The sequence below is a fragment of the Rhodococcus sp. IC4_135 genome (genome assembly GCF_011602025.1).
Classification (GTDB): Bacteria; Actinomycetota; Actinomycetes; order Mycobacteriales; family Mycobacteriaceae; genus Rhodococcus_F; species Rhodococcus_F baikonurensis.
The window spans coordinates 804,047-817,928 of record NZ_JAAOLG010000001.1 but is presented as its reverse complement, the minus strand read 5'-3'; the positions used below and the strand labels follow the sequence as shown (position 1 = coordinate 817,928).

General features: G+C 63.9%; 12 protein-coding genes. 1 reads left to right on the top strand and 11 read right to left on the bottom strand.

Translation table 11 applies throughout. The features are described 5' to 3' along the window. Positions 1 to 59: 59 nt before the first annotated feature. The 10 genes from G8767_RS04010 to G8767_RS03965 all read right to left on the bottom strand — a co-directional run bounded on the left by G8767_RS04010 (position 60) and on the right by G8767_RS03965 (position 9,984). The gene (locus G8767_RS04010; protein WP_007727752.1) at positions 60 to 1,697 is read right to left on the bottom strand and encodes a cation acetate symporter; all 1,638 of its coding nucleotides are present in this window, start codon (positions 1,695 to 1,697) and stop codon (positions 60 to 62) included. Further along, entirely contained in the window at positions 1,694 to 2,056 is a 363-nt protein-coding gene (locus G8767_RS04005; protein WP_003939976.1) for a DUF485 domain-containing protein, read from the bottom strand. Before G8767_RS04005 ends, G8767_RS04010 begins: the two co-directional genes overlap by 4 nt. Before the next feature lie 172 nt (positions 2,057 to 2,228). Beyond that, the gene (locus G8767_RS04000; protein WP_166809390.1) at positions 2,229 to 3,980 is read right to left on the bottom strand and encodes a cation acetate symporter; all 1,752 of its coding nucleotides are present in this window, start codon (positions 3,978 to 3,980) and stop codon (positions 2,229 to 2,231) included. Between the two features lie 10 nt (positions 3,981 to 3,990). After that, entirely contained in the window at positions 3,991 to 4,362 is a 372-nt protein-coding gene (locus G8767_RS03995) for a hypothetical protein (RefSeq protein ID WP_095971213.1), read from the bottom strand. Next, positions 4,359 to 5,189: a LytTR family DNA-binding domain-containing protein gene (locus tag G8767_RS03990; protein WP_206028817.1), complete on the bottom strand. Its 831-nt coding sequence runs from the start codon at positions 5,187 to 5,189 to the stop codon at positions 4,359 to 4,361. Before G8767_RS03990 ends, G8767_RS03995 begins: the two co-directional genes overlap by 4 nt. A gap of 12 nt (positions 5,190 to 5,201) precedes the next feature. Beyond that, on the bottom strand, positions 5,202 to 6,419 hold the full coding sequence (locus G8767_RS03985) for a histidine kinase (protein ID WP_095971215.1): 1,218 nt from the start codon (positions 6,417 to 6,419) through the stop codon (positions 5,202 to 5,204). Next, a complete protein-coding gene (locus tag G8767_RS03980) occupies positions 6,416 to 6,802 on the bottom strand; it encodes an MmcQ/YjbR family DNA-binding protein (protein ID WP_124567520.1) in 387 nt (128 codons plus the stop codon). Before G8767_RS03980 ends, G8767_RS03985 begins: the two co-directional genes overlap by 4 nt. A 4-nt stretch (positions 6,803 to 6,806) precedes the next feature. Beyond that, positions 6,807 to 8,024: a lipase family protein gene (locus G8767_RS03975; protein WP_166809389.1), complete on the bottom strand. Its 1,218-nt coding sequence runs from the start codon at positions 8,022 to 8,024 to the stop codon at positions 6,807 to 6,809. Positions 8,025 to 8,039: 15 nt separating this feature from the next. Continuing rightward, entirely contained in the window at positions 8,040 to 9,686 is a 1,647-nt protein-coding gene (locus G8767_RS03970) for a Na+/H+ antiporter (RefSeq protein WP_095971218.1), read from the bottom strand. Between the two features lie 106 nt (positions 9,687 to 9,792). Further along, complete coding sequence (locus tag G8767_RS03965) at positions 9,793 to 9,984, bottom strand: antitoxin (RefSeq protein ID WP_003940164.1); 192 nt, start codon at positions 9,982 to 9,984, stop codon at positions 9,793 to 9,795. Positions 9,985 to 10,173: 189 nt separating this feature from the next. Between G8767_RS03965 and G8767_RS03960 the strand changes: the two genes are divergently transcribed. Beyond that, complete coding sequence (locus G8767_RS03960; protein ID WP_240951826.1) at positions 10,174 to 11,307, top strand: GGDEF domain-containing protein; 1,134 nt, start codon at positions 10,174 to 10,176, stop codon at positions 11,305 to 11,307. Positions 11,308 to 11,313: 6 nt separating this feature from the next. On the opposite strand, the gene G8767_RS03955 is transcribed toward G8767_RS03960, so the two are convergent. Further along, a complete protein-coding gene (locus tag G8767_RS03955) occupies positions 11,314 to 13,818 on the bottom strand; it encodes a cation-translocating P-type ATPase (RefSeq protein WP_095971219.1) in 2,505 nt (834 codons plus the stop codon). Positions 13,819 to 13,882: the final 64 nt, after the last annotated feature.

Genomic DNA, 13,882 nt, shown 5'->3' with positions numbered 1-13,882 from the left:
CCCCGTGCGCCTTTTCCGTAACCGGAGGTACCAGAAAGACGCACGGGGCTTTGCCCGTACTAGTGGCTGACAGCCTTTTCGACGCCGACGCCGGTGAGGGAGCGAACTTCCATCTCCGCCTGCTTTGCCGGATCTTCGATCTTGTTGCGTCCGATGTACGTACCGACGATGCCGAGGACGAATGCCAGCGGGATCGAGACGATGCCGGGGTTCGAGAGCGGGAACCAGGCGAAGTCGGAGTTCGGGAACATCGACGACGGCTTACCCGAGACTGCCGGGGAGAACACGATCAGCGTCAAGCAGCTGATCAATCCGCCGTAGATGCTGAACAGCGCTCCGGTGGTGTTGAACTTCTTCCAGAACAGCGAGTACAGCAGGGTGGGCAGGTTCGCCGAGGCCGCCACGGCGAAGGCGAGAGCCACCAGGAAGGCGATGTTCTGTCCCATCGCCATGATGCCGAGAACGATGGAGACGAGTCCGATGACCACGACGGTGATTCGAGAAACTCGCACCTGCTGCTCCTCGGTTGCGTTGCCGCGCTTGATGACACTGGCGTAGATGTCGTGAGCGAACGACGCCGAAGCAGTGATCGCGAGGCCGGCCACGACGGCGAGGATGGTCGCGAACGCCACCGCCGAGATGATGCCCAGGAAGATGGTGCCACCGAGTTCGAAGGCGAGCAGCGGGGCCGCCGCGTTCTCCTTACCTGGTGCTGCCAAGATCTTGTCCGGTCCGACCATGCTGGCCGCGCCGTAGCCGAGAACCAGCGTGAACAGGTAGAAGGCACCGATCAGCGCGATCGCCCAGGTCACCGAGCGGCGAGCTTCCTTGGCGGTGGGTACCGTGTAGAAGCGCATCAGCACGTGTGGCAGGCCGGCGGTGCCGAGCACCAAAGCGATTCCGAGAGAGATGAAGTCGAGCTTGGTCATGCCGGAGAGTCCGTACTTCGCACCCGGCCCGAGGATGTCGCGTCCCTGCACACCCTTGGTGGTGGAACTGTTGACCATGTCCTGCGCATTGGCCAGCAACTGGGAGAAGTTGCCGCGTACTGCCCACAGAACGAGCACGAACATGATTCCGGCTCCGGCAACCAGCAGAACCGCCTTGACCATCTGCACGTAGGTGGTGCCCTTCATACCGCCGACCAAGACGTACACGATCATCAGCACACCCACGATCGCGACCACGATCGACTGTCCCACCTTGCCGTCGATGTTGAGCAGCAGCGCGACCAGCCCGCCGGCGCCGGCCATCTGAGCAAGAAGATAGAAGAGGGAAACGGCAAGCGTGGACAGGGCTGCAGCCATGCGCACCGGACGCTGCTTGAGCCTGAAGCTCAGCACGTCGGCCATCGTGAATCTGCCTGTGTTCCTCAGCAATTCGGCCACCAGAAGCAGCGCAACCAACCAGGCGACAAGGAATCCGATGGAGTACAGGAAACCGTCGTAGCCGTACACGGCGATCGCACCTGCGATACCGAGGAACGATGCCGCCGAGAGGTAGTCGCCGGCGATGGCGAACCCGTTCTGCGGGCCGGTGAACTGCCCACCGCCGGTGTAGAAGTCGGACGCCTTCTTGGTGGTCCGGCTGGCGCGGATGACCAGCGTCATGGTCACGACGACAAACGCGAGGAAGATCGCGATGTTGAAGGCGGGGTTTCCTACGTCCGTTCCGGACGCGGCGAGTGTGGTGATCACTGTGCGGGACCTTCCAGTTCTTCACGGATGGCAGCGGAGCGGGGATCGAGCTCACGCCCGGCGAACTTCACGTACCACGCGGTGATGGCGAAGGTCGTGACGAATTGCCCGAGGCCGAGGATGATGCCGAGATTGATGTTGCCGAGGACCTTGGTGGCCATGAAGTCGTGGGCATAGGTAGCCAGGACGACGTACACCGCATACCAGAGCAGGAAGAATGCAGTGATGGGGAAAACGAACTTGCGCAGACGCGTTCGGAGCTCCTGGAATTCGGGACTCGCTTGCATGTCTATGAATGCCTGGGCATCCGGGGTGCGTCGCTCTTGCGGCGACCCCTCACTGATTTCTGCTGTGGACACTGCCGGCTCCTCGCCTCGCGTGTGAAGTGAACTACGCACAGACGCTAGTGAGATCGGAGTCACATTAAGATGCTGTGGTGCCAGTCACACGCTGAGCAGTCGCGCACTGCGCCGAACGGTCAGGCAGGCGCGACCAACGGCAGAGACTTCGGGCGACTTCAGGCGGTGACTGTCAGGGTTGGCGGAGATCGTCTTCGCGATCGGAGCCCATTCCGAGCCGTTCCGGGGCGTGCATCCGCGTGAAGATTCGCGCGATATCTGCCGGTACCTGCTTCGACGACGCCTTGCTGACGACGATCATCGTGAGGAACGCCAGCGGCACGCTCACCGCGGCCGGGAACGCGAAAATGGCCGCCGGCCAGCCACCGAGGACGCTCTCCGACAAGCCCCCCAGGACCGCGACAGTCGCAGCGGTTCCCGCGACGAACCCGCCTACCACCATCCCCGCCCCAGCACCGACAGCAGTCAGACCGCGCCACCAGATGCCCAACACGAGCAGTGGACAGAGCGTCGACGCGGCAACCGCGAACACCAACCCGACGGTTCGCGAGAGGTCGACCGACACCACCGCCAGCGACAGTACGAGCGGGACGAGACCGGCCAGGAGTGCGGCAATGCGGAAGTCTCGGACTCGCCCGCGGAGAACATCGGTACTGACGACACCCGCGATGCTCACGAGCAATCCGGACGACGTCGACAGGAAGGCCGCAATGGCACCGGACGCCACGAGGGCTGCCAGCAACTGTCCGCCCCACCCCGAGAACACCGAGCCCGGCAGCAGCAGCACCGCGGCATCGGAGGTGCCCGTGATCAGAAGTTGCGGAACGTAGAGGCGAGCGAAGACACCGAGGAGTGTCGGGAACAGGTAGAAGACGCTGACCAGAGCGACAACGGCGAGCGAGGTCAGACGGGCGGCCCGTCCGTCGGGGTTGGTGTAGAACCGGACGAGGACGTGCGGCAGGCCGAGCGTTCCGAGGAAGGTGGCGAGCATCAGCGAGTACACCTGATACATCGGATGGGGCCCGCCGAACCCCCAACCCGGAGTGATCCAGTCCGAGTTCTGCGCAGGCGCTCCGGCGACGACGGGGACCGCCGCTCCCGCGTCGAGAACCATCGACATGCCTTCACCGAGGGTGTGCTCCCCCGGACCCAGCGTGACGGTACCTTCTACTGCTTGCCCGTCGACTGTGCCGCCGCTGACCGTCACCGGCTCGGACACCTGGACGACGACGTCGGTGGTGATGTCGACGGTCGTCGCAGTGGTGACCGTCGGCGGCATCGACGCGCCGACGTCGTGGTGATCGCCGAAGAAATAGAAGGTCAGTGCCACAGCGGGAATCGCGACGGCAGTCAGTTTCAGCCAGTACTGGAAGGCCTGGACGAAGGTGATCGAGCGCATCCCACCGCCGACGACGTTGGCGATGACGATGACTCCGACCGCAACGCCCCCGATCCAGCTTGGAACACCGAGCAGGATGTTGAGCGTCAGCCCCGCGCCTTGGAACTGCGGAATCAGATACAGGATGCACACCATCGCGACCACGAGCATCGCGAGCTTGCGCAATCGCGGTGAGCCGAGACGGAATTCGGCGAAATCGGGGACGGTGTAAGCGCCGGAACGTCGAAGCGGCGCCGCGACGAAAAGCAACAGTGCGAGGTATCCGGCGGTGAATCCGATGGGATACCAGAGAGCGTCTGCCCCGTATTTCGCGACCAGTCCGGCGACACCGAGAAACGAAGCAGCAGAGAGATACTCGCCGGAGATGGCCGTCGCATTCCACCGCGCGCTGACGGTTCTGGACGCGACGAGAAAGTCGGAGGTGGTACGAGCCAGCCGAACTCCGTAGATACCGATCGCCACTGTCGCCACAGCCGCCGCCACGATGCCGAGCACCGTCAACACCGGGATTGGTTGTCCGCCCACAGCGCCGCGCTCAGTCGTCCACGATGTCGGTGAAGTCCTGCTCGTTTCGTTCCGCCCGACGCACGAACACCCAGCCGGTGATCAGCAGCAAGGGATACACGGCGCCGCCCATCACGAGCCACGGCAAGCGGATGCCCAGCACTGCGACCTCCGACAGCGTCGGGAAGAGATGGGTCAGAAGCGGCACCGCACACAGGAGTCCGGCTGCGACGACGGCAAGGCGGATCGCCAGTCCCAACTGCGCGCGAACGAGACCGCGAATCATGGCGTCACCGACTTCGGTCTGTTCCTGCACCTCCACCCGGGTACGCACGATCCGAGCGCCACTGCGTTGCGCCAACACAACGCGCTCACGCTGCGGGGGGTCGGACTGCGACGTCACCGCGACAACCAACTCTGTTTGGGCGCACGAACCAGTCGATCCTTGAGTTCACGCGTGTGTCTGCGGCTGACCGGAAGCTCGACGGGCGGCTTGTCGCCGTGCGGGCGCAGACAGACCACCAACCCGCTTCCAACCGTGCGGATACCGGTGACCAGGGCCAGAGACACCAGATATGAACGATGCACGCGCAGGAACCCCGCGTCGGCCCAGCGTGATTCGAGCGTCGAGATCGGGATGCGCACCAGGTGTGACTTCCCGGCGGTGTGCAGACGCGCGTAGTCCCCGTCGGCTTCCACCCACTCCACCGAGGAACGCTGAACGAGCGTCGTGACGCCGCCCAGTTCCACCGGGATCACCTCGTCGGTCGACGCAGTTTCGGGCTTGCTCTCGCTCTTGGTTCGCCCGGCCAACCCCACGATCCGTTGAACGGCCTGAGCGAGGCGCTCCTCTCGGAGCGGTTTGAGCAGATAATCGACGGCACCGAGATCGAATGCCGCAACCGCTCGATCGTCGTGCGCCGTCACGAACACCACGGGTGGTGGAGTCGCGAAGTTGGAGAGAATGCCGGCCAGTTCGAGACCGTCGAGGCCTGGCATGTTGATGTCGAGAAATACCGCGTCGATGCTTCCACCGCGCAGGATTCTCAGCGCGGTCGTCGCATCCGACGCCGTGTGAACGTGCGCGACCGCGCCCTCTGCGCGCAGCAAGAATGCCAGCTCGTCGAGGGCTGGTTTCTCGTCGTCGACGGCCAGGACGGTCAGCTGGGCATCAGTGTCAGTCTCGTTCACAACAGGTCCATGTTCCCACGACCGTTTCGGCCTGATCATCGAAGGCGAGAATCAGACGTGAATCCCCTGCTTGAACTTGGGAACACGCATACTGACCTTCGTTCCGGCGCCCGGCGCTGTCTCCACCACGAGTCCGTAGTCGTTTCCGAATGCGGCACGAAGCCTGTCGTCGACGTTGGCCAAACCGACGTGAGCGGCTTCCCGAGCACTGGGTCGTCCCGACCCCGACTCGATGGCGTCGAGCGAACCGGACCGCAGCAGTTCGGGATCCATCCCCACACCGTCGTCTTCGACGCTGATGATGCAGTCCGGTCCCTCGTCCGCGGCAACGATGCTGACCGTGCCGCCCTCCGGCTTACTCGAAATGCCGTGACGAACCGCGTTCTCGACCAGAGGCTGGAGCGCCAGGAAGGGAAGGACCACGTTGAGCACTTCGGGTGCGACTTGAAGTCGGACGTTCAGAGCGTCCCCGAAGCGCGCGCGTTCGAGAGTCAGATACCGATCGATGTTGCGTAGCTCGTCGGCGAGCAGAGTGAACTCACCCGCAGATCGAAACGAGTACCGGGTGAAGTCCGCGAACTCGAGAATCAGTTCCCTGGCCCGCGCCGGGTCGGTCCGTACGAAAGACGCGACGGTGTTGAGGGCGTTGTAGATGAAGTGGGGACTGATCTGAGCGCGCAGAGCCCGCACTTCCGCTCGATCCAGCAGGGCCCGGGACGCGTCGAGGTCGGCGAGTTCGATCTGACTGCAGGCGTACCGGGCGACCTCGGTGACGGCTCCGAGCATTCCCGGCCACGGGTCCTCGCTGGTGACGATTCCCATCACCCCGACGACGCCGATGTCCTCGATCAGCAGTGGTTGAGCGATCAGCGCGCGCACGCTGTGATCGCTCGACCCGCGTACCAAGTCCGCTTGGGAGACGAGCACCCGGCGCTCACCTTCGATCGCGCGAATGGCGGCGTCGTGGAATTGATCGGCCAATGCCTCGTGACGACCGTCCCACGCCAGCAGATTTCCCGAAGCATCAGCCAGGCCGAAACCGGCGCCGCCGGTCAGCTCGCGCAGGTGAGGCGCTGCCTCGGCGGCCGAATTCTTGTCGAGCCCGCGCCGAAGCGGCCGTGCGGCAAGCGAAGCCGTGTGGAGCGCGGCATGGACGGCTCGTTCGGTGGGCGTGGTCACCTCACGTCTGGTGCGCATCCACACCACTGTCAGTGCCCCGGCCACTGCGAGGATCAGCACGCTGAGAAGTGCGACCACGGCCGGGCTCAACGCGAATCCTCGTCCAGTTTCCGGATCAGTGTTCTCGGAGCCACCGTGCGGTACGCCTCTTCGACGATGTCGGCGACGTCGTTCCAGAATTTCCCGTCCTCGGTGTCGTCGGCACTCGGAACGTCGAGGTACACGCCGATCCATCCACGGCCGCCCACGTACGGCGGCACGAAGAACCGCGACGGATCACGGCCGACCCAATCTGCCTGCGCCCCAGGCGGTGCTGCGGCCCAGATCGCGACACGATCGTCGTGGTGGTGATCTGCCATGGAGACGAACTGCGGCGCCTTACGCACGAACCACGACGGTTCACCGTGGCTGACCCGCTCGGTCGCCTCCGGCAGTGCCAGTGCAAGCGCGCGGATTCGTTCCAGCGGCGTCACCGATTCACGACCCGCAGGTATTCGGCGCCGGCACACCTGCAAATCGATCCTTCACCCACGCAACAGCTCCGGGCACCGCGGCACCGTCCGCGTGACCTTCACCCGGCCGCGCCTGGAATTCGATGACGTCGCCGTCGGCGCAGGCACGTTCGACCGCAGCCTCGGTCCATTCCGGACGGATGAGGTTGTCGTTGGTACCGACAACCACGTACATGGGACCGCTCGCGCGTTGACGTGGGAGCGCAACGTCGCTGAGCCACGCGTGAATTCGGTCCGCATCCTCGGCGGTGGCGGGCCGGGTGTCTGCTGGCGTCACCTTTCCGACAAGACCCAACTTCTCGGTCGCACGGGAGGTCAGGCACGAGGTGAGCAGGTCGTAGTTCTGCTCGAATGCGCCGCGCACGTAGTCGGTTCGTTCGAGGTCCGGATGGGTGAGGGACAGCCCTTCGAGAACATAGGGCAGCAGCAGTTGCTGAGGCAGTGACAGATTCACCTCGGAATCACTCGAGATGATCGGTGAGATGTCCGCTGCCGGGGACAGGTTTGCCGCACCTACGAATTCGAGTCCGTCCCCGTAGGAATCGGCTTCCTCGGCTGCTGCCCAGGACGCCTGCCCGCCTTGGGAAAGTCCCAGTGTTGCCCAGCGAGTCGAGGTGTCCGGAACGACGTTGCGCGCCGCTCGAACAGCGTCGATGACGTTGAACGCCGCAGTGTCCGGTTGCAGGTACGGATGCGGGTCCGGAGTGCCGAGGCCCTCGAAGTCGGAGACAGCGACCACGTATCCCGAGTCGAGGAACGGCGCGACCAGACCGATCGTGCCGAAGAGGGTCGGCGAGGCCGACGGCGCGCAGTCGTCCGAAATACCCGTCGTGCCATGGCCGATGGAGACGATCGGCCAACCACCCTCGGGCGGAGTTCCAGCCGGCGTGAACACCGTTCCCGAGACCTGAGTCTCCCGGCCGTCGATGCCGGAGGTGGAGCCGTACAGGATCTTCGTTGCGCTCGCTCCGGACGCCGCCACTTCGGCTGTGCTGGTGAAAGGTTCACTGGCGAAGACGACGCCGCGTTGAGCACTGCTCACGACCGGTGGGGTCGTTGTGGTTGCGGTGTCGGTGACAGAGATGTCCGGCGACGCATTCGATCCGCAGCCCACGCTGACGAGAAGTGCGCTCGCCACCATGATTCCCCAGCCTGCGCGAACTCTCGAACTCCGAACCGTCATACGCAGTGTTCCCCTCTATTTGCCCGCGCCGCTACCGGCTCGGCGACGCCTGACACGTTCCTCGGCTGCGGCCTCTTCGATGTCGAGTCCTTCCAATACGGTACGCAATACCTCGTCGTCGAGATCGCCGTCGTCACGTGCGGCGATCAAGGCAACTCGTTGCGAGCGCAGTGACTGATGCCGGAACTTGTCGAACAATGCTCCCGCATTCCACAAAGCGGCCTCGCGATCGGCGTCCTCGTCGACCTCCTGGAGTTGAAGCCTCGCCTGCATCGAGCGTCGTACGCGCTCGACGATTGCCTGCAATTCCTTTCCGTCGATCCCCGGCGGAGGGTGCGCGGCTGCGTCTGCCAGCGCCTTCTCGCCCGCCTTGCGAGAAATGTTGCGGGCCAACTCCATCTGTTCCTGTGTCCGCAGCTGCTCGTAAGGATCCGCGACGTCGAGGCGACGGATCATGAACGGCAAGGTCGATCCCTGGATGAGCAGAGTCCCGACAGCGACGATGAACGCGATCGCCTGAATGACGCCGCGACCGGGGAACGGCTCGCCGGACGAGAGCGCGAACGGGATACCGCCGGCCGCAGCAAGAGTGACGACGCCGCGCATTCCCGCCCACGAGACCACCAGATTCTGTTTCCACGTCAGTTGATTCTCGCGGTCACGGCGCAGGGTCACACCGAATCGCACACGCGAGTAACTCAGGAACAGCCACAGCGGCCGAATTACGATGACCACGGCCAGGACTGCGAGACCGTACGCGAACACGTGAAGCACCGGAAGCCCGTCGGCGACAACATCGTCGATCACGAAACTCAGCTGCAGCCCCATGTACGCGAAGACGAACATCTCGAGAAGGGTGTCCAGGCTCGACCACACCGAGCGCTCCTGCAGTCTCGTCATGATCGACGCGTCCGTCGAATAGTGCCCGATCACCAAACCTGCAACCACGACGGCCAGGACACCGGACGCGTGCAGTTCCTCAGCGGCCAGGTAGGCGGCGAACGGAAGCACCAACCCCAGGCCGGTTTCGAGTGGAGAGTCGTACATGCGTGCACGAACGAACTTGACGACGAACGCGAGCACCAAACCGACGACGACGCCACCGATCACTTCGTACGCGAAGAACAACAGGGGCGAATCGGTGGCAATTCTGGTTCCGGTCACTGCTGCGACGGCAACGGTGAAGAGCGTGAGCGCGGTGGCGTCGTTGACGAGCCCTTCGCCCGTGAGGATGGCGATGACCCGTTTCGGGAGTCCGAGTTTCTGACCGACCGCTACCGCGCTGACGGCGTCGGTCGGCGCGATCACGGCTCCGAGCACGAGGGCGGCGCCGATCGTGAACTCGGGAACCATCCATTCGGCGAAGAAGGCCACCACGAACGCCGTCACCAACACCATTCCGACGCCGAGGCGCAGGATCGGTGCAAGGTTGCGTTTGAAGGTCGCCACCGAGAATTTGAGAGCTGCCGAGTAGAGAAGCGGCGGCAGGACCACACCGAGAATGACGTGGGGATCCAGCTCCGGCCGCGGCATGCCGGGTATGAACGAGGCGACCGAGCCCACCGTCACCAAAACCAGCGGGGCCTGCAGGTTTCGCCGATTGGACAGCCCGGTGACTGCGATGGCGGCAATGACGACCAGCAGAATCCAGGTGAAGTTCACGCGTTCATTCTGCCCGCCGACCCTGGGAGTTCACCCAGCGGACGCACAGAAGCCCGCAACCATTTCGGTTACGGGCTCCTGAGCAACGGTATTGCCGAATCCGGTATTACTGCTTCTCGGGAACGGCCTTCTTGGCAGCCTCGGCTGCCTTGTCGATCTGATCGCCGTACTTGTTGCCGGTCTTGTCGTCGGCGATGTCGGCGACCTTGTCGATCGCGTCGTGAACCTTGTCGGAGTTCTCCGCTGCGAGCTCCTGGCCCTTTTCGACCAATCCCTTGACGTTGTCCAAGAAACCCATGTCCGTGTCCTCTCCCGGTGCTGACGCACGTCCTTCGGCGGAATCGTTCCTCCGCGCCCTTCGATTCTCACAGGTCGAGGGCCTCTGCGCCAGAAAGCAGGTCCGTGCGTCCGGGCCACGCACAACTCGAGGTAGCGTTAACCCGCCAATAGCTGATTGCCCATCCATCGACATCGACAGGTACCCGGTTTGAATGCAGGACTGCGCGGGACGGGGAGCGACCCCCACCCGACGCGTGAACTGCTGTCACGGTGGTGGTCAGATCACACGGATTACACCTGGCTCCCCCGATTCCTCGACGCTCGCGGGTTGACCGTTCCCGGACGCAAATTGGTCGCGGTCTGGTGTTTCCTCTTCGCCCTGATCGCGGTGACGATGCAGTTGAGCCGGTTCGGTTCCGACACTGCTCTGGCTCGGTCGATCTTCGCCCTCGGAACGATCAGCGGCGCCTATGCGGGCTACCGCTGGGCGCGTAATGAATCGTGGCCCACCTGGCGACAATCCGTGGCTTTCGTCGTCTGGGCCGACCTATGGCTCGCCGTCACTCTTTTCTTCGCCGTACGCACCGCTTTCGTCGGGACCATCGGCTGCATCCTGTTCATCATGATCGGTTTCTACGCGGCTATAGTTCACAGCCCACGCGTTGCCATCACCCACATCGGCTGGGCTCTTGCTGTCTGTACGGCGCTGGCCGCCATGGCGATGTCCGAACCGGTCAACGACAACTGGGTGGTCCTGAACCTTTATCTGATGGTGGCCGGCGTGGTGTTCTCCACGGCGTGGATTCTGCAGATCGTCTGGCTCCGACTGACCGACGACGCACGCAACGCCCACCGGGACTATCTCACCGCGACGCTCAATCGCCGCGGACTCCAGGACGAGGCCCAGCATCTGCTGCGCAGCGATCGAACGCAAGCGCTGATCGCGCTACTCATCGACGTCGACTCGTTCAAGATCCTCAACGACACGCACGGGCACGTCGCGGGTGACGACGCGTTGACCGCCGTCGCCGACCGCCTCATCGCTGCCGCCGGGCCCGACGCGGTGGTGGCGCGAATCGGCGGCGACGAGTTCGTCGTCCTGCGCGGAGTCGATCGAGGAGAAATCGAACAGGTCGCCACCGAGATACATTCGGCGGTCTCGTCCGACTCCGATCCCTATCCCGTATCCGCCAGTACCGGCGTCAGTGTCTATCTGAGTCCCGAGACGGACTTACCGGATCGGGCTGTCAACGAACTGATCGAGCACGCAGACAATGCGATGTACCGGGCCAAGAAGCGCGGCGGCGATCGCATTGCCTGGGTGCAGATGTTCAGGCGCTGAAACTACTTACTCGCTGTGAGCATGGTGATGCTCACCGGGCAGATCGTCGGGCGTCGCGAACATCTTCCGCTTCTCCCCGTGCAGGCGCGCGCTGATCCACCACGAGAGTTCCACGAGTACGACGCCGATAGCGCCGAGGGTGATCGCGAGCGTCGTGGCAGCGACGTTGCTCGGATCCAGCTTGAAGAACTCGCGGGTGAACGGCAGCGCGAACAGGATGAGGTAGCCGGCCACCGATCCGCCGATCAGAACGAGCTTCCACCACACATACGGCCGGGCCACGACGGCCAGGACCCACACGGCGATCATGATCAACGTGATGAGAGCGCTGGTTCCGGCCTGGATCTTTTGGGTCTCCGTCTGGTCGGGGCCTTGATAGGCCAACACGTAGGAGATGAACGTGGTGATGCCGATGATCAGACCGGACGGCAGCGCCAAGCGCATCACGCGAGAGACGAAACCGGTTCGCGCGCGCTCGTTGTTCGGTGCCAGAGACAAGATGAAGGCCGGGATACCGATCGTGAACCACGCTGCGATCGTGACGTGGCGGGGCAGAAACGGGTACGGCAGCGGCTCGAAATCGAAGACCTGGGACAGGACGCCGGTGATGCCGATCAGGAACGCGAGCACCACCGAGTAGACGGTCTTGGTCAGGAACAGATTCGACACGCGCTCGATGTTGCCGATCACTCGGCGGCCTTCCGCGACGACGTACGGGAGCGTCGCGAACTTGTTGTCCAGCAGCACGATCTGGGCCACGGCTCGCGTAGCCGGGCTACCCGAACCCATCGAGACTCCGATGTCGGCGTCCTTGAGCGCGAGAACGTCGTTGACGCCGTCACCGGTCATCGCGACGGTGTGCCCGCGAGACTGCAAGGCCGCGACCATTTCCCGCTTCTGATCCGGTCGCACTCGCCCGAACGTCGTTGCTCCGTCGAGAGTGTCCGCCAGCTTTTCCTGATCGCTGGGCAACTCCCGCGCGTCGATGGGGCGGTCGCCGCCCTCGAGTCCGAGGGACCCGGCAACGGCACCGACGGAAACCGCGTTGTCGCCGGAAATGACCTTGACTGCGACCTTCTGGCTGGCGAAGTACTCCAGCGTCTCCTGGGCGTCGGGACGCACCTTCTGCTCGAGCACGACCAGAGCTTCGGGGGTGACGGTGCCCGGTGCGTCGGCGTCGTCGACGGGGAGGTCGCTGCTGCCGAGCATGAGGACACGAAGCCCGCTCGATCCCACTTCTTCCGCCTTGCGGGCCATCTCCGAGTCCGGGTCGAGCAGCACGTCCGGGGCACCGAGCACCCAGTTGCCGTTACTGCCGTACGACTGGCCGCTCCACTTCTTCGCCGAGGAGAACGGCGCCACCGCGGTGGCTTCGCCCCAGCCTGGATCGTCGGAGAGCGACTCGCGAATCGCCAGCACACTCGCGTTGGGGCGAGGGTCGGACGCAGCCATCGCGCTCAACGCGGACTTGACCGCAGACTCCCCCGAACCACCCGGTGCGACGTCGACCTCGGACAGGCGCATGCCGTTCTCGGTCAGGGTTCCGGTCTTGTCCGCGCACACCACGTCGACACGGGCCAAGCCTTCGATCGCCGGCAACTCCTGAACGAGGCACTGGCGCTTGCCCAATCGGATGACACCGACAGCAAATGCAATGGATGTCATGAGCACAAGGCCTTCGGGAACCATCGGAACCAGCGCTGCCACCATGCCGTTGAGTGCCGGTCGGATCGGCAGGCCGATGGTGAAGAGCTGATTGAAGATGATCAGCGCACCCGCGGGAATCATCAGGTAGGTGATGAATTTCAGGATCTTGTCGATACCGCTGCGCAGTTCCGAGTGCACGAGAGTGAACTTGCTCGCCTCTTCGGCAAGCTTGGCCGCGTATGCATCGCCACCGACCTTGGTGGCGCGGTACGCGCCGCTGCCGGCGGCAACGAAACTGCCCGACAACACTTGCTGGCCGCTCGCCTTGTGAACCGGATCGGCTTCACCGGTGAGGAGCGATTCGTCGACCTCGAGTGCAGCGGAACTGACCACCTCGCCGTCGACGACTATCTGGTCACCGGAGCCGAGTTCGATAATGTCGTCGAGCACAACGTCTTTGGGCGCCATCGCCACGGCGACGCCGTCACGCCGGACCATGGGCTTTGCCTGACTCACGATGGCCAGTGCATCGAGCGTGCGCTTGGCGCGAATCTCTTGGATGATGCCGATACCGCTGTTCGCGATGATCAACAATCCGAACATGCCGTCGATGATCGAGCCCGTCGCGAGCACGATCACCAACAACACCGTCAGGATCGCGTTGATGCGAGTGAAGACGTTGCCGCGAATGATGTCCTTGACCGAGCGGGACGCCCGATCCGGCACGTCGTTGGTTTGCCCCGACGCGATCCGGGCCGCAACCTGATCGGCGGTCAAACCGCGGGCGACGTCGACGTCGTCCGGCAATCGCTCAGTGGCTACCGCCACTGCTGTCTCTTCTGAACCGGTGTGCTCGTGAGCCATGGTCAAAGATTACGCACCCGGAGCAACTAATCAGGGTTCGACTCGAAAGGCAACCACGTCCGCT

Coding starts and splice junctions, on each gene's coding strand:
- G8767_RS03975 (WP_166809389.1), bottom strand. CDS start 8,024: ATGACGGTTCGGAGTTCGAGAGTTCGCGCAGGCTGGGGAATCATGGTG.
- G8767_RS03990 (WP_206028817.1), bottom strand. CDS start 5,189: ATGATCAGGCCGAAACGGTCGTGGGAACATGGACCTGTTGTGAACGAG.
- G8767_RS03965 (WP_003940164.1), bottom strand. CDS start 9,984: ATGGGTTTCTTGGACAACGTCAAGGGATTGGTCGAAAAGGGCCAGGAG.
- G8767_RS03955 (WP_095971219.1), bottom strand. CDS start 13,818: ATGGCTCACGAGCACACCGGTTCAGAAGAGACAGCAGTGGCGGTAGCC.